This is a genomic window from Pseudomonas sp. P65(2024), from assembly GCF_057480955.1.
Window position 1 is genome coordinate 486,519 of record NZ_JBLIYX010000001.1, and the last position, 17,975, is coordinate 504,493.

Consider the following 17,975-nt stretch of genomic DNA (forward strand, 5'->3'; position numbering starts at 1 on the left):
TCACTGTCTCCTATAGCTTGCATCCGGAAGCACCGTGACTGACATCAGCGCGAAGTCTTCTATTAGCGTCCCGGAGCTGAATATCTTCTTGTATATAGAGCCTTAGATAAGCATTCTGCCGATCCACTTTTTTAACTTTCCCGCTATCAACCTCAAATGAAACAAAATGGGTACTTTTCTCTTTGGTCAGCCCCATTTTACCTCTTACATTGGTGCTCTCCATTTCCTCAGGCGTTAGTGTCGTCACGTAGACACCTTTGGGCTTGCCTTGAATAGCGCCTCGCCCCCTGGCGCCGGGGTCACTTTGATTAATCACGCCTGTCCCCATGATTCCCTTATAACCTTCCTTGCTCGTGTAATGATAAACACGCACCACCTCCAAGCCTAACGGATCGATCCATGACAGAGGATTAGGCGCATATTGATAGAGGTTGATCCCGCCCCTCAAACCTAGCGGGTCTTGTTGGGTAAACCGCCCGATATCCGGGTCATAGAATCTGAATGTGTTGTAGTGCAGCCCAGTTTCCCGATCCAGGTACTGCCCCTGAAAACGCACATTCTGCCGGCTGACCTGCTCCGGCGCATGCCATTCCTCGCAGTTGTTGCCCCATACCTGGTACTGCCCCTGCCAGGCAGTTATCCCGTGTTCGTCGGTCAGTTGCTCTACCAGGCCGACCAGATTCGTATGAAAGTGGAAAACCTGCTCATGTCCAGGCAGCCCATCTACCCTGGCCAGTGGCTCATGGCCCGCCGCGTCTGCGTACAGATAGAGACTCGGTTTGCCGTCCTGAACTTCTCGCAACAGACGCAGGCCTTGCCACTGAAACTCGGTTCGGCTGACCGGCACGTCCAGCTCGTCACGGTAGACCCTTTTGTCGATGCGCCTGCCCAAGGGGTCGTAAGCAAACTCGATCCGTTCGCGAAGCGGCCCACGCCGCTGACGGATACAGACCAGCCGGTGCTCTGCATCGTACTCAAAACGCTGGAGCAGACGATTGCCGGAGCGTTTCTCCTCGAGCCGACCAAAGCGGTCGTAGCGATAGCGTCTGTCTTGGAACACCTTGACCCGGTTATGCCGTACCCGACCGTTGACCTGATATCCCTCTAGCAGGTTGCCGGCAAGGTCGTAGCCAAAGTGCTCGACCATCGGCTGTTGCTGAGGCAACTGGCGTGACGCGCCATGGATTCGTTCGGTGGGCCCATAGTCATAACCAATGCGCCCCTGGTAGCTGCCACGCCCACCGGCACCGGCCTGGAAACGACCGACCAGATGCTCAAGCTCGACCCCCAGCCCGCTACCAGCGCGCTGCGTCTGGGTCAGTACCTCGCCGACAAGGTTGTCTGTCGCATCGTACTCATAGTCCTTCTGCAGCAATGGCAAGCGGGTGGGCTCGCCATCCTGATATTCCACAGCCTTGCGCAGCAGGCGCCGCGTGCTGTCATAACGGGTTCTGGTAAGCAATGCGCCCTGGCTGCGCAAGACCTCGCCGTGTAGCGCATCGCGCTCGAAATCGCTGATCACCCGCCCATCGAGGTTGATCTGGTGCAGATGTCCGCTGCCGTAACACAGGTAGTTGATCCGGCGAGAGTCAGGCAGCGTCAAGGTCTGCAGGTTACCGAGGGGATCATAGGTGTAACCGAGTTGCCCTGGACCCTGACTTTCGCTCAGCAATCGCCCCATGGCGTCGTAGGTGAAGTCCAACTGCTGGACCTGACCATTACGGTGAGTGAAACGGATCGCCAGCAGATTGTCAGCAGCATCGTAGCGGTAGGTCGTCTCGCCATCGTCGGTCCGCCTGCACAACAGACGACCGACCGCATCGTGTTCATGGTAGTGAACCTGTGCAAACACTTCGGGCTCATCCGGGCTGCCCGGCAACACGGGCTCCGCTTCGCGGCATGGGTGCACGGTGCGTTGGGTGATCGCATCCAGGGCATCATAAAGCAGACTGAAACCGCCACCATCGAGGTTACGCTGACCAACCAACCGATCTAGTGCATCCCACTGGAAGCGATAGTGCTCGCCATTCTCGTTTTCCAACTGCTGCAAGCGGCCATAGGCATCCCAGTGCAACCGCACGGTGTGCCCCAGCGCATCAGTACGCTGCAGCAATCGACCGCTACCGTCGTACTGCCATTGCGTGACGCGCTGTGCTGGGTCGACATGGCGGGCCAACTGCCCCGCCGCATCGATCTGGTAGTGCTCGACCCTGCCGTCAGCCAACTCGCGCTGCAACAGGCGACCACGGCTGTCGAAGCGATAGCGCGTGGTGCCACCCTCGGCGTTGCGCACCTCACTCAGGTGCCCGCGCCAATCGTAGCGATAGTGGGTCTGTTGAGCAGAGCAGTCACGCGCACAGATCAGTTGGCCGCGATCATTCCAATTGAACGAACGCTCCTTGCCTATGGCGTCGACACTACGCACCATACGCCCCTGACGATCGTGGTCGTAACGTGTCAGTTGCCCGAGTGGATCGACTTCGGACAACAGGTTGCCCCGAGCATCATAGGTATAACGACGCTCATGCCCTGCTCCATCGACGATGCGGGTGGGCAAAGCCCAATGTTCGGTGTAGCCGATGCTTTCACGACGCCCCAACGGGTCGGCAGTGGCAACCACGCGCCCGAGCGCATCGTAGCTATAGGACCACTCGCCACCTTGTGGATCGAGGGTGCGTCGCAACAGGCCATCGACATAGTCGTGCCGCCAGCGATATCCCAGCGCATCGATGTAGGTGTGTACCTCGTTCAGCGCGCCCCAGTGATAGTGTTCCTCACGCCCCAGGCCATCGATGACCTGGGTATGGCCCTGCTCCAGGTCATAGATGAAGCGATAGTCCTCGCCGTCGCTGCCCCAGTGCCGAACCACGCGCCATTCATGCTCAGGCTGTGGCTCCAACAGCGCAGGCATGGCGTAAGGCGTGCCATCCAGACTGCACGGTTGGCGCGCCGGCGGTGGCGTGAAGCAGGCCCACTCGTAGTACCGGGTAGCCCCCATGGGCAGCGTATGGCTGGCCAGCAACCCTTGGTCGGTGTAGGTAAACTGCCTCAGCAATTGCCCTTCGGCATCGGCGACAGCCTCCAATTGCCCTGCCGAGGTGTAGCGATACTGCACCAGGCATTCGCGCTGCTCGACGGCAAAGGCCTGGCCGGGCCGCAAGGACAGTCTGTGGATCTCGGCTACCCGGCGCGGTTGCCCGTCGGCATAGCACAGTTCGATGAAGATCCGGGCCGAGCTGTCGCCGAGGAACTGCAATCGGCCGTGTTCATCGTAGAACAGCTCCAGGCAATTGAGGTTGCGATCACCGACCTTGACCAGGCGCGACCGCCGACTGTCCAGTGGATCGGTATGAAACACCCGGTACAAGCCGCTGTTGATGTCCTCGACGATGGTGAAGCCGTTGTCCTGATGAAAAAACGCCAGGCCATCGAGAATGCTGACAAAGGCACTGCCGACCTGCAGACGCCCGAGCTCCAGCCTGGCGCCCTCATCATCGACGTAGATCCACAACTCGCCCCCCTCAGGGTGCGCGACACGCTCCAGGCGCACTTCGTAGGGCACACTCCAACCCATGCCGAACAGGCCATCGCTACGCCGGTCGTTACTGTCATAGCGCCGCGCCCAAGTGATCGGGACCATCGCCGCGAGTGTGAAATCCACATCCTCGGGGCCGTCCTGGAATTTGCTGCCCATCGCGGGAGCCACCGGGTTGCCCACCCCGCAGCGGCGCCCCTTGAGCATGCCCCGGCGACTGATGAGCATCCCGGCAATCAGGCCAATGATCTTCGCCGCGGCGCTCTTGCCGTCGTGGATGTCGCGCACGGTGGTGGTGCCGCCACCGATGCGCACATTGGGCGAGTAGGTCATGCCGATCGGCCCGTCGCAGGTGGTCTTGTCTCCAACCCGCGCTGCCGGCTGACCATTGATGAACACCTTGTCCGAGCCCTGGGCAACGAACTGTTCGGGCATCGGTGGGTGCTTGCTGCAGACCGCCTTGTCCTCGGGCTTGGGAATCGATCCGGGCGCGGCCGGCGTGGTCACCGGCGGGTTGAAGATGCTGTTGATCTCCTGCGCCAGGCCGATCACCGGCAACACCATCGAGGCGCCGACCATGGCGTAGGCACCGATGTTTTCGAGGATCGACGGTTCATCGGCTGGGCCCGGCGCCTCGACCGGGCCACCACTCACTCCGGCGGCGCGCGCCGCGAAGATACCGTTGATGCGGGTGTTGTGCGAACCACTGCTGATCGAGCCGTACGGCTCGGGCGGAAACAGCGAATTGCCGACCCAGTTGCTGAAGTCGCTGATATGGTCGCCAATGCTCTTGTCTTCACCGGCCGGCAGCATGGCGGCGGCACTGACCATGACCCCGGCAATCAGCGGTGTGAGCACGGCGGCGGCGCCGCCGGTACCGACCACAGCGATCACCGCGCCACCGATGGCGGCGCCGACCGCGGCGACCGCCGCCGCATAGACGGCGGCCTCGACCAAGCCACTGACCAGCTCGGCCATCAGCGGGGGATGAAGAATGAGATCGCCCATGCGGGCGGCATGCAGGCTATCGTCCATGAAACCAGTGAAATCCTTGCGCAGTGTGTGCAGCGTAGCACCGGCAAGGGTGAGGATTACAGGGTGGCCATGCGCCACTTCGGCGCATCAGCGCAGGGCTTGCCTGATCCTGTGGGAACAGGCAGGCCCTGCGCTGACGTGCCGAAGTGGCTACAACGCCTCCAGCTCCGCCATCAGGTCGCTCAACCGATCGACCTTGGCGTCATCCAGCGCGCTGTCCTGCAGCCCGCGCACATAGTCCGCCAGCTCTTCGACCGTGCTGCACTCGAACATCGCCCGCAACGGCACATTCAACTGCAGGGCCTTCTGCACCCGCGAGGCGATCTGCGTCGCCAGCAGCGAATGCCCGCCCAGCTCGAAGAAGTTGTCGCGCACGCCCACCCGCTCGGCCTTGAGCACATCGGCCCAGATGCCGGCGAGGGTCTGCTCCAGATCGTCGCGCGGCGCCAGGTAGGCCTGGCTGTGCTGGCCGCCGATCTCGATGGCCGGCAGCGCCTTGCGGTCGAGCTTGCCGTTGGCGTTGTGCGGCAGGTTGTCGAACCAGCCCCAGTGCAGCGGCACCATGTACTCCGGTAGCTCGGCGCGCAGGCGCTGCTTGAGCTGGTCGAGCAGCGCGGCGTCGGCGGCGACGCCCTGGTGCGCCACCAGGTAGCCGACCAAGTGCTTGCCGTTGATTCCTTCCTGCACGCCCACCGCGGCATCGCGCAGCTCGGCTTGCTCGTGCAGGCGTGCCTCGATCTCGCCCAGCTCGATGCGGTAGCCGCGGATCTTCACCTGGTGGTCGATACGCCCGACGTACTCCAGCACGCCATCGGGACGGCGCCGGGCCAGGTCGCCGGTGCGGTACAGGCGCTCGCCCGGCGCACCGTACGGGTGTGGGATGAAGGCCTGGGCGGTGCGCAGCGGATCGCCGACATAGCCACGGCCAACACCGGTGCCGGCGACGCACAGCTCGCCCACCGCGCCCAGCGGCACCAGGGTCTGGTCCTCGCCGAGCAGATACAGGCGGTTGTTGTCAGTCGGCGTGCCGATCGGCAGGTAGCTGCCCTGGGTCGAGGCGGCGTCGACGCGGAAGAACGCCACGTCATCCGAACACTCCGCCGGGCCATAGGCGTTGACCAGGCCGATGGTCGGGTAACGCTGCAGCCACTGGGCGGCCAGCTCGGGCGGCATGGCCTCGCCGGTCGGCAGCATCCAGCGCAGGCCGTCGAGGGCCTGGTGGTCGTTGGCCAGCATGCCCTGGATCAGCGACGGCACGCTCTCCAGCACGGTGATGCCGGTGGCCTGCACATGGCTCAGCAGGCCCTGCGGGTCGTGGGCGATGGCGTTCGGCACGATCTGCACCTTGGCCCCGAACAGCGGCGCGGCGAGGAACTGCCACACCGAGATGTCGAAGCTCTGCGAGGCGGTCTGGGCGATCACGTCCTGCTCGTCCAGGGCCAGGTACGGCACCTTGCTCAGCTGGTTGTTGAGCATGCCGCGCTGCTCGACCATCACGCCCTTCGGCAGCCCGGTGGAGCCGGAGGTGTAGATTACGTAGGCGAGGTTGTCCGGCGCGCTGTGGATGCCGGGGTTGTGGCTGGCCACGGTGCTCGCCTGCACCTCTTCCCAGACCAGCAGCTTCGGCCGTGCCGCACCCGCCACTTCGTCGAGCAACTGGCGCGCCTGCTCGGCGCAGGCCGCGCTGCACACCAGCACCGGCGTGCGGCTGAGCTCGACGATGCGTTGCAGGCGCGCCGACGGCAGGCCCGGATCCAGCGGCAGGTAGCCGGCGCCGGCCTTGAAGCTGCCGACGATCATGCCCAGCAGCGCCAGGCCGCGCTCGGCCAGCAGCGCCACCGGTTGGTCGATGGCCACGCCGGCCGCGACCAGGGCATGGCCGAGGCGGTTGGCCGCCACGTTCAACCCGGCATAGTCGTAGGACGCCTCCAGGCAGCGGGCGACGGTGCGCTGCGGGTGCGCGGCGACCCGCGCCTCGAACAGCTCGACGTAGCTCTGCTCCAGGGCGTAGCTGTGCTCGGTGCGATTGCAGTCGTCGAGCAGGAAGCGCTGCTCCTCGGCGCCCAGCAGTGCCAGCTCATCCACCTCGCCATTGAAGCCCTCGACCAGCGCCAGCAGCAGGCGCTTGAACTCGGCGAGCAGGCGCTCGACGGTCGGATAGTCGAAGTAACGCTGGTCGAATGACAGGTGCAGGCCCAGGTCATCGCCCGGGTAGCACACCGCGGTCAGCGGGAAGTTGGTGTGGGTGCGGCCCGAGTCGGAGCTGGCGTCCAGGTGCTGGGCGTGGTCGAGCACGGCGGTTTCCACCGGGGCGTTCTCGAACACGAACAGGCTGTCGAACAGCGGCTGGCCCTTGGGCAGTTCGCTGCACTCCTGGATCGCCACCAGCGGCAGGTACTCGTACTCGCGCAGCTGCATGTTGTGCTCGAGCAGGCCTTGCAGCCAGTCACGCACGCTGCGCCGTTCGCCGGGCTGCGGCATCTGCACGCGCAGGGCGATGCTGTTGATGAACAGGCCGACCGTGCGCTGCATCTGCGGCAGGCTCACCGGACGCCCGGCCACGGTAACGCCGAACACCACGTCGCGGTCGCCGCTGTATCGGGCCAGGGTCAGGGCCCAGGCCGCCTGGGCGAAGGTGTTGACCGTCAGCTGGTGGGCCTGGGCCAGTTCGCGCAGGCGCGCGCCCTCGCTCACCTCGAGGCGGGTGTAGCAATCGCCCACTACCATGCCGTCACCGGCGTGATCGTGGCGCAGCGGTCGATCGCTGGGGATCGCCGTGGCCCGTTCGAAGCCGGCCAGGTTGGCCTGCCACCACTGGCGCGCCTCGTCGAGGTCCTGGCGCTGCAGCCAGCCGATGTAGTCGCGGTAGCGCGGCGGCACCGGCAGCTGGGCTTGGCGTCCCTCGCCCAGGGCCTGGTAGATCTCGAAGAAGTCGTTCATCAGCAGCGAGCGGCACCAGGCATCGATGAGGATGTGGTGGTTGCTCATCATGAACCAGTAGCGTGCCTCGTCGACGCGCACCAGGCGCAGGTGGAACGGCGCTTCGCGCAGCAGTTCGAATCCGGCCTCGCGCTCCTGCTTGTGCAAAGCCTGCAGACGCGCCTCCTGGGCGATCTCGTCGAGGCCGCGCCAGTCCTGGTAGTCCACCGGGGTCTTGCCGGGCTTGTGGATGATCTGCAGCATCGCTTCGCCGGCGTTCCAGCTGAACGATGCGCGTAACGCTTCGTGGCGCGCCACCACGGCCTGCCAGGCCTGGGCGAAGCGCTCGGGGTCGAGGGCGCTGTTGATGCGGTAGCGGTCCTGCATGTAGTAGATGCCGGTGCCCGGCTCGAGCAGGGTGTGCAACAGCAGGCCTTCCTGCATCGGCGTCAGCGGGTAGACGTCCTCGATCTCGGCGGTCGGGATCGGCAGCGCGTCGATCTGCTCCTGGGTCAGTTGCGCCAGCGGGAAGTCCGACGGCGTGAAGCTGCCGTTGCCGTCCGCCAGGCAGTGGTCGACCAGGGCCAGCAGCTCGTGGCGGTAGGCGTCGGCCAGACGGGCAATGGTCGCTTCGTCGTAGCGCTCGGCGCTGAAGCTCCAGCGCAGTTGCAGCGCGCCGCCGTACACCTGGCCATCTACACTCAGCCAGTTCGGCAGCGGCGCATCGAGGTCATGGGCCAGGCCCGCGGGGGCGTCCAGCGGCTGGAACAGCGCCGCCTGGTCGAACTGCTGGTCGAACTGGCCCAGGTAGTTGAAGGTGATGCGCGCCTGGGGCAGCGCGGCCATGCGTTCGCGCCCGGCCTCGTCGGCCAGGTAGCGCAGCACGCCATGGCCCAGCCCCTTGTGCGGCACCTGGCGCAGTTGCTCCTTGATGCGCTTGATCGACCCGGCACGGGCCGACTCGTCCTCGCCCATCTGCGGGCTCAGGCTCAGCGGGTAGGCATTGGTGAACCAGCCGACGCTGCGGGTCAGGTCCATGTCCTCGAACAAGCCGTCACGGCCATGGCCTTCCAGCTGCACCAGCACCTGTTGATCGCCGCTCCACTGGCACAGGGTGCGCGCCAGGGCGGTCAGCAACAGATCGTTGACCTGGGTGTGGTAGGCCGCCGGCGCCTGTTGCAGCAGCTGGCGGGTCTGTTCGACGTCCAGCTCGATGGCGATGCTGCGGGCATGCCTGTGCAGGTTGCCGCCCTGGGGATGGTCGCAGGGCAGTTCGCGACGGGCGCTGCCCAGTTGCGCCTCCCACCAGTCCAGCTCGTCACGCAGCGAATCGCTGCCGGCATAGCTGGCCAGGCGCGCCGCCCAGTCGCCCATGGCATGGGTCTTGGCGGCCAGCGTTTCACCCCGATAAAGCGCCTGCAAGTCTTCCAGCAGGACACGCCAGGACACGCCATCGACCACCAGGTGATGGATCGTCAGCAGCAGGCGCTGGGCGCCCTGCTCGTCGCTGACCAGCAAGGCGCGCAGCAGCGGCCCCTCGGCAAGGTCGAGGCTGCGCTGCGCATCGGTATAGAGGGCCTGGCAGTTCTCGAAATCGCTCACGGTCGCGGTCCACAGCAACGGCTGGGTGCTCGGCTGGGCGTACTCGGCCTGCCAGCGGCCGTTGGCCCGGCCGAAGCGCAGGCGCAGGCTGTCGTGGTGTTCGACCAGCGCGGCCAGGGCCTGCTCCAGCGCCTCGGCCTGCAGCGGCTGGCGTACCTGCAGCAGCACGGCCTGGTTCCAGTGCTGTGGTTGCGGCACTTCGCTGTCGAAGAACCAGTGTTGGATTGGCGTCAGGCCGGCTCTGCCCTCACGCGGGCCCTGCTCGATGCTGCCCGGCGCCTCGCTGCGGGTCACCACCGCCGCCAGGGTCTGGATGGTCTGGTGCTGGAACAGGTCGCGCGGGGTGAACTGCAGCCCCAGCTGACGGGCCCGGCTGACCACCTGGATCGACAGGATCGAGTCGCCGCCCAGTTCGAAGAAGTTGTCCTGCACGCCGATGCGCGGCAGGTTGAGCACTTCGCGCCAGACCTGCGCCAATTGGCTTTCCAGCTCATTGGCCGGTGCCTGGTAGTGCTGGCGCGCCTGCTGCAGGTCCGGCGCCGGCAGCGCGCGGCGGTCGAGCTTGCCGTTGCCCATCAGCGGCAGGCTGTCGAGCAGCACCAGGTGCGCCGGTACCATGTAGTCCGGCAGGTGCAGGCGGGCGTCGGCCTTGACCGCCTCGCGCAGCTGGGCCTGGGCCTCGCCTTCGGCGCTGGCCTGCGGGCACACCAGGTAGCCCACCAGTTGCTTGCCCCCCGGCAGGTCGAGGGCCAGGACCACCGCCTCCTCGACGTCGGCGTGCTCCTGCAGGCGGCTTTCGATCTCGCCCAGCTCGATACGGAAGCCACGGATCTTCACCTGCTGGTCGGCACGCCCGACATATTCCACCAGGCCATCGGCGCGCAGGCGTACCAGGTCGCCGGTGCGGTACAGGCGGCCACCGTCATGGCTGAACGGGTCGGCGACGAAGCGCTCGGCACTCAGGCCTGGACGGTCGTGATAAGCCTGGGCCAGGCCCGCGCCGCCCACGTACAGCTCACCGATGCCGCCCTGTGGCAGCAGGGCCAGGTCGTCGTCAAGGATGTAGGCCGTGCGGGCGCCGATCACCCGGCCGATCGGCACGCTGCCGGCATCGACGGGCAGCGTGTCCGGTGCCAGGCACGCCAGCGGCATGACCACGGTTTCGGTCGGGCCGTAGGCGTTGAAGAACTGTTGCGGGGCAAAGGCCTGGCGGATGCGCTGCAGGTGTTCGCCGGTCAGTGCCTCGCCGCCGGTGATCACCAGGCGCACCGGCAACTGCTCGCCCTGCCCGGCCAGGTACTGGGCCAGCTGGCTGCCGTAGCTCGGGGTGAAGCCGAGCACGCTGACCTGCTGTTCGCGCACCAGCTGGCAGATTTCCTCGGCGCCCCATTGGCCCTGGGCGCGCAGCACCACGCGGGCGCCGCACAGCAGCGGCACCAGCAGGCGCTCGCTGGCGGCGTCGAAGTTGATCGAATAGAAATGCAGCTCACAGTCGTCGCTGCGCATGCCGAACTCGGCGATCACCGCCTTGCAGTGCATGGCGATTTCACCGTGGCTGACTACCACGCCCTTGGGCTTGCCAGTGGAGCCGGAGGTGTAGATCAGGTAGGCCTGGTGCTGCGCCAGGTTGAGGTTGTCCAGGGCAGCGTCGCTGTAGGCGGACAGGCTCGCGGCATCGTCCTCCAGGCTCCAGCGCGCGACGCCCGGCGGCAGTTCGCCAAGGGTGTCGAGCAGGTCGCGCTGGCCGATCAGCAAGCCGAGGCGGCTATCCTCGATCATGTAGCGCAGGCGGTCGAGCGGGTATTCCGGGTCCAGCGGCACGTAGGCGCCACCGGCCTTCAGAATGGCCAGCAGGCCCACCACCATCTCCAGCGAGCGCTCCAGCGCCAGGCCCACCCTCACCTGCGGGCCGACGCCACGCTCGCGCAGGGCGCGGGCCAGGCGGTTGGCCTGCTGGTCGAGCTCGGCATAGCTCAGGTGCTTGCCGGCAAAGGTCAGGGCCAGGGCCTGCGGGGTGCGCTCGGCCTGGGCGGCGAACAGGCCGTGCAGCGTCTGGTTCAGCTCGACGTCCTGCTCGCCCTGGAGCTGGCCGATCAGCACCTGCTGCTCGGCTTCGGCGAGCATCGGCAGTTCGCACAGGCGCTGCTGCGGGTCATCGATCAACGCCACCAGCAACTGCTGCCAGTGCTCGGCCATACGGGCGATGCGCGGCTCGTCGAACAGGTCGCGGCTGTAGGTGAAGCAGCAGCCCAGGCAGCCGTCGAGGTCGGTGACCTCCAGGTACAGGTCGAACTTGGTGGCACTGGCGTCGTTGACCAGGTAGTCCACCTGCATGCCCACCAGCTCGCGGCTCTGCTGGAAGGCCCAGCGCTGCACGTTGCACATCACCTGGAACAGCGGGTTGTAGGCGCTCGAACGCGGCGGCTGCAAGGCCTCGACCAGTTGCTCGAACGGCAGGTCCTGGTGCGACTGGCCGTCGATGATGGTCTGGCGCACCTGGTCGAGCAGCGCGTCGGCGCTCATCTGCCCGTCCAGCTCGCAGCGCAGCACCTGGGTGTTGAGGAAGGCGCCGATCAGTCCTTCGCTTTCCGGACGGATGCGGTTGGCCACCGGCGCGCCGATGCGCAGGTCGCGCTGGCCGCTGTAGCGGTGCAGCAGCGCGGCCAGGGTGGCGGTCATGGTCATGAACAGGGTCAGGCCGCGCTGGCTGTTGAAGGCATGCACGCGCTTGACCAGCGCCGGATCGAGGTCGAAGCGGTAGAGTTCACCCTGGTGGCTCTGCACCGCAGGGCGCGGACGATCGGCCGGCAGCGCCAGCACCGGGTGCTCGTCACCCAGGCGGTCTTTCCAGTAGGCCAGCTGACGGGCGCCCTCGCCGCCTTCCAGCCACTGGCGCTGCCACACGCTGTAGTCGAGGTACTGCACCGGCAGCGGCGCCAGCGGCGACTCGCGCTCGTCGACGAAGGCCTCGTACAGTTCGCCCAGTTCACGGGCGAAGATGTCCATGGCCCAACCTTCGGTGACGATGTGGTGCAGGGTCAGGACAAAGTAATGCTCGCGCTCGCCGGCCTTGACCAGGCAGGCGCGCAGCAGCGGGCCGCGCTCCAGGTCGAACGGCTGGTGCGCCTGGTCGTCGGCCAGTTGCTGCAGGCGTTGCTGGCGGGCGTCGTCGTCCAGGGCGCTGAAGTCGTGCCAGTGCAGTTGCAGGTGGCTGTCATCGGCCACGCACTGGTAGGGCTTGCCGTCGATGCTGGGGAAGGTGGTGCGCAGGGTTTCATGGCGCACGATCAGCGCCTGCAGGGCGCGTTCGAAGGCGTCCACATGCAGCGGCCCCTGGAAGCGGGCCATGCCGCCGACGTTGTAGGCGGGGCTGTGCGGGTCCATCTGCCAGAGGAACCACATGCGCTGCTGCGAGTACGACAGCGGCACGGCCTGGCGGCGGTCGACACGGGCGATGGCGCCCTGGCGGTTGCGCTCGCCGCTGCCCTGCAGGCGGGCGATCTCGGCGCAGAACGCGCCCAGCTCGCTGGCGTCGAACAGGGCCTTGAGCGGCAGCTCGACATCCAGCGCCTGGCGGGTGCGCGAGACGATCTGGGTGGCCAGCAGCGAGTGGCCGCCGAGGGCGAAGAAATCGTCCTGCAGGCCGATTTGCGGCAGGTTCAGCACCTCGCGCCAGATCGCCGCGACCTGCTGCTGCAGCCCGCTCTGCGGCTCGACATGTCCACGTTGTTGCCAGACCGGCGCCGGCAGTGCCTTGCGGTCGACCTTACCGCTCGGCCCCAGGGGCATCTGCGCCAGGTGGATGAGCTGCGCCGGCACCATGTAGGCCGGCAGGCGCTCGGCCAGCGCGGCCAGCAGCGCGTCGCTCTGTTCAATGCCACTGTAGTAGCCCACCAGTTGGGCGCCGACGGCGTCCTGGTGGATCAGCACCAGCGCCTGGGCGACACCCGGCTGTGCCAGCAGCACCGCCTGCACTTCCTCGGGTTCGACGCGGAAACCGCGCACCTTCACCTGCTGGTCGAGGCGGCCCAGGTACTCCAGGGCCTGGCTCTGCACATGCCAGCGGGCGCGGTCGCCACTGCGGTACAGGCGCGCGCCGTCGCCATCGGGCTGGGGCACGAAACGTTCGGCGGTCAGCCCCGGGCGGCCGAGGTAGCCACGGGCCAGGCCCGCGCCCCCCAGGCACAGCTCGCCGGGCACGCCCGGCGCGCTCAGCTCGAATTCGTCGTCCAGCACCCGGCACAGCACGTTGCCCAGCGGGCGGCCAATGGGCGAGCGGGCGCCATCACTCGCCTGGCAGTGCCAATGGGTGACGTTGATGGCGGTTTCGGTCGGGCCGTAGCGGTTGTGCAATTGCACTTGCGGCAGCAGTTGCAGCACGCGGTCGCGCAGGGCCGCGGACAGCGCCTCGCCCCCGGAGAACAGCCGGCGCAGGCTGGTGCAGCCGGCGGCCAGCGGCTCCTGGACAAACACCTGCAGCAGCGGCGGCACGAAGTGCAGCGTGGTCACCTCGTGTTGCTGGATCAGCTGGGCGATGCGCTGCGGGTCACGGTGCTCGCCGGGGCCGGCCAGCACCAGCCGGCAACCGCTGACCAACGGCCAGAAGCACTCCCACACCGACACGTCGAAACTGATCGGCGCTTTCTGCATCAGCACATCGCTGTCATCCAGCGCGTAGGTGGCCTGCATCCACTGCAGGCGTTCGGCCAGGGCCGCGTGGGTGTTGCCCACGCCCTTGGGCTGGCCGGTGGAGCCGGAGGTGTAGATCACATAGGCAAGGTTGTCACCGTGCAGGTGCAGGCCGGGGGCCTGGCTCGGCCAGCTGTCCAGGTGCAACTGGTCGAGGGCGATGGCGCTGACGCCGTCCACCTGCGGCAGCTTGTCGAGCAGGCTGCCGTGACTGAGCAGCAGGCCGGCCTTGCAGTCGGCCAGCATGTAGGCCAGGCGCTCGGCCGGGTAGTCGGTGTCCAGCGGCACATAGGCGCCGCCGGCCTTGAGGATGGCCAGCAGGCCGACCAGCAGCTGTGGCGAACGCTCCAGGGCGATGGCCACGCAGGTATCCGGGCCGACGCCCTTGTCACGCAGGTAGTGGGCCAGGCGGTTGGCCTGCTGGTGCAGCTCGGCATAGCTGAGCTGGCCGCCCTCCCACACCAGCGCGGTGCGTTCGGGGGTCATGCGAGCCTGTTCATTGAGTTGCTCGACCAGCAGGCGCGGCGCGCTCGCCATCGGCGCCTGCCCCCAGCCGAGCAGTTGCGCGCGGCCTTGCTCGTCGAGCAGGCGCACTTCGCCAAGGGCCAGCTGCGGCTCGGCGCAGACCTGCTCGAGCAAGGCCAGCAGATGGCTGGCCAGGCGCTTGACGGTGGCCGCCTCGAACAACCCGGCGGCGTAGTCGAAGGCCAGCGTCAGACGGCCCTGGTGGTCTTCCTCGCTGTGCAGTTGCAGGTCGAACTTGGCTTCGCGGCTGTGCCACGGCAGCTCTTCGGCCAGCAGCCCGGGCAGGCGGCGCAGGGCCGACAGGTCGCGCTGCTGGTGGTTGAACATGACCTGGAACAGGCCCTGTTCACGGGCCTGCGGCAGCGCCTCGAGCAACTGCTCGAACGGCAGGTCCTGATGGGCCTGGGCCTCCAGGGTGGCCTGGCGCGCCTGGGCCAGCAGCCCGGCGAACGGCAGGCGGCCATCGAGTTCGGCGCGCAGCACCTGGGTGTTGATGAAGAAGCCGACCATGCCCTGGGTTTCCAGGCGCGGACGGTTGGCGTTGGGCACGCCGACGCGGATGTCGCCCTGGCCGCTGTAGCGGTGCAGCAGGGCCTGCCAGCCGGCGAGCAGGACCATGAACAGGCTGGCCTGCTGGTCGCGGGCCAGTCCCTTGAGGGCACTGGTCAGCGCCGCCGGCACCTTGAGGCTATGGCGCGCGGCGCGGGTGTGCTGTTGGCTGGCGCGGGGCTGGTCGGTGCACAGGTCGAGCACCGGTAGTTCATCACCCAGCTTGTTTTTCCAGTAGTCGAGCTGACGGGCGCTCTCGCCGTCGGCCAGCCACTGGCGCTGCCATTGGCCGTAGTCGGCGTAGCCCAGCGTCAGTTCGGGCAGTTGTACGGTCTGGCCTTGGGCGGCGTACAGGCGGGCGAACTCATCCAGCAGGATGTTCAGCGACCAGCCGTCGGCGACGATGTGGTGCAGGGTCACCCACAGCTGGTGCTCTTCATCGTCCAGGCGGGCCAGGGTCACCCGCAGCAGCGGACCCTGGCGCAGGTCGAACGGCTGCTGCGCCTCGTCCTCGCGGCGCGCGGCCACCTCGGCGGGCGACAGCCCATCGAGATCCAGATGACGCAGGCTGAACGACTGGCTCGGCAGGATACGCTGCACGGCCTGGCCGTCGACTTCGTCGAACAGCGTGCGCAAGGACTCGTGGCGGGCGACCAGGGCCTGGAAGCTCGCCTGCAGCGCCGCCTCGTCCAGCTCGCCGCGCAGGTGCAGACCGGCGGGGATGTTGTAGGCGGCGGACTGCGGCTCCAGTTGCCACAACAGCCACAGGCGATTCTGTGCCAGTGACTGCGGTAACGCCTGATCGCGGTCCTGGTTGCGGATCACGCCAACTGTGCTACCGCCTTCGGCGACAATGGCCGCCACGGCGGCGCTGTACTCGGCCAGGGTCGGTGCTTCGAACAGGGTGCGCAGACTCAGTTGCAGCCCCAGCTCGTCGCCCAGGCGCGCGGTCACCTGGGTGGCGGCGATGGAGTTGCCGCCCAGCAGCAGGAAGTGATCGTCCGCCGCCACCGCCTCGACCTTGAGCAGTTCACGCCAGATACCGGCGATCCGTGCCTGCAGGTCGTCACTGGCCAGGACATGGCCCTGCGCCGTTTGCGCCGTCGGGAACCGCGCATAGATATCCAGGCTGCCGTCGTTCATGCGCAGGCGGCAGGCCGAGCGCTGCAGCTTGCCGCTGGAGGTCTTGGGCAGCGCGCCGGGATTGAGCAGCAGGACCACGGCCGGCGCCTGGCGGCAGGCGTCGGCGATGACCCGGCGCAGGGTATTGATCAGCGCCTCGGGCGTATGCGCTTTCTGCACGTTGCGGCTGATCTCCACCGCCACGCCGATGCCTTCCTCGCCCTGATCGTCGACGGCGAACACCGCCACCCGGCCCTTGCGCAGCATCTCGACCTCACGCTCCAGGGTCTTCTCCAGGTCCTGCGGGTAGAGGTTCTGGCCACGGACGATGAGCATGTCCTTCAGGCGCCCGGTGACGAACACCTCGCCGTCGCGCATGAAGCCCAGATCGCCCGTGCGCAGCCAGGTCTGGCCGTCCATCTCGACGAAGGTATGGGCGCTGGCCTCGGGGTTGCGCCAGTAGCCCAGGGCGATGCTCGGGCCGCCGGCCCAGATCTCGCCCACCTGGTTGTCAGCCAGCACCTGCAGCTGTTGCGGCTCGACGATGCGCACCGCGTGGCCCGGCTGCGGATAGCCGCAGCTCATCAGTATGCTGCCCTTGCCCGGCTCGGCACGGTTGGCGGCGAAGGCCTCGGCATCCAGCTCCAGGGCACCGATGCCCTGGCCGCGGCGGCTGCCGCTGACGAACAGGGTGGCCTCGGCCAGGCCGTAGCTGGCGAAGAAGCTGCTGGCGTCGAAGCCACAGGCGGCAAATTTTTCGGCGAAGGTGTCGAGGCTGTCCTGGCGAATCGGCTCGGAACCGGAATAGGCCACGCGCCAGCGGCTCAGGTCCAGGCCGGCGAGCGCGGCCTCGCTGACCCGCTCGCTGCACAGCCGGTAGGCGAAGTCCGGGCCGCCGCTGATGGTGCCGCCGTATTCGCTGATCGCCTGCAGCCAGCGCAGCGGTCGGGCGAGGAAATAGCCCGGCGACATCAGCACGCAAGGCACGCCGCTGAAGATCGGCTGCAGCAGGCCACCGATCAGGCCCATGTCGTGGTACAGCGGCAGCCAGCTGACGATCACGTCATCCGGGTTCAGGTCGATGCCGAAACCCTGGCGGATCAGTTGCTCATTGGCCACCAGGTTGCCGTGGCTGACCTGCACGCCCTTGGGCAGCGCGGTTGAGCCGGAAGTGTACTGCAGGAAGGCGATGTCATTGCCCGTGAGCTCAGGCTCGCGCCACTGCTCGGCCAACTGCGGGTCCAGACGATCCACGGCCAGCAGGCCCGGAGCGCTGGCGCCAGCCAGGGCTTCGAGGCCCTGCAAACTGTCACTCAGCGCTTCTACCGTCAGCAGCAGGCGCGGCTCGGCGTCGTCGATGATCGACAACAGGCGCTCCTGGTGATGCTGGCGCGAAGACTCCGGCGGATAGGCCGGCACGGCGATCACCCCGGCATACAGGCAGCCGAAAAAGGCCGCGACATAGTCCGGGCCGCTGGGAAACAGCAGCACGGCACGCTCGCCGAACCCGGCCCGGGCCTGCAACGCCGCGGCGATGGTCCGCGCGCGTTGGTCGAGGTCCCGGTAGCTGAGCACTGCCTGCTCGCCGGGCGCGTCGGCCAGGAAGCGCAAGGCGATGCGCTCTGGGGTCTGGGCGGCGCGCTGCGCCAGGGCCTGGACCAGCGAGTGCGGGAGTTCGAAGGCGTCCGTCATGGAATGTTCCTGCCAGTGTCTGGGTGAGTCGCGCCTGACTGACCCGCGCACGACAGGCGGGCAGTGTTCGGCAGCCGAGATGTACACAGGGGAACGGATGGGCCGGGGAAGAAATTAGGCCTGTCGGACGGCCCGGGAAGGCCGGCCGCAAAGGGATGGAGTGAAGCAGTTCACAGCCTGGAGCTTAGAACCAAAATAGATCAAAACTCATTAACTTTCGTATTTGACAATCATTATCATTACGAATAGTTTGTCGCACGTCGTAGGAAGCCTCCTTCAGGGGGCGCTCCCACTCCTCTTCGAGACA

At 66.9% G+C, this 17,975-nt stretch carries 2 protein-coding genes; both read right to left on the reverse strand.

What is annotated here, in order from left to right:
- Positions 1–10: 10 nt before the first annotated feature.
- Complete coding sequence (locus AC25MA_RS02340) at positions 11–4,570, reverse strand: RHS repeat-associated core domain-containing protein (protein ID WP_486971760.1); 4,560 nt, start codon at positions 4,568–4,570, stop codon at positions 11–13.
- 150 nt (positions 4,571–4,720) lie between these two features.
- Positions 4,721–17,668: a non-ribosomal peptide synthetase gene (locus AC25MA_RS02345; RefSeq protein WP_486971761.1), complete on the reverse strand. Its 12,948-nt coding sequence runs from the start codon at positions 17,666–17,668 to the stop codon at positions 4,721–4,723.
- Positions 17,669–17,975: the final 307 nt, after the last annotated feature.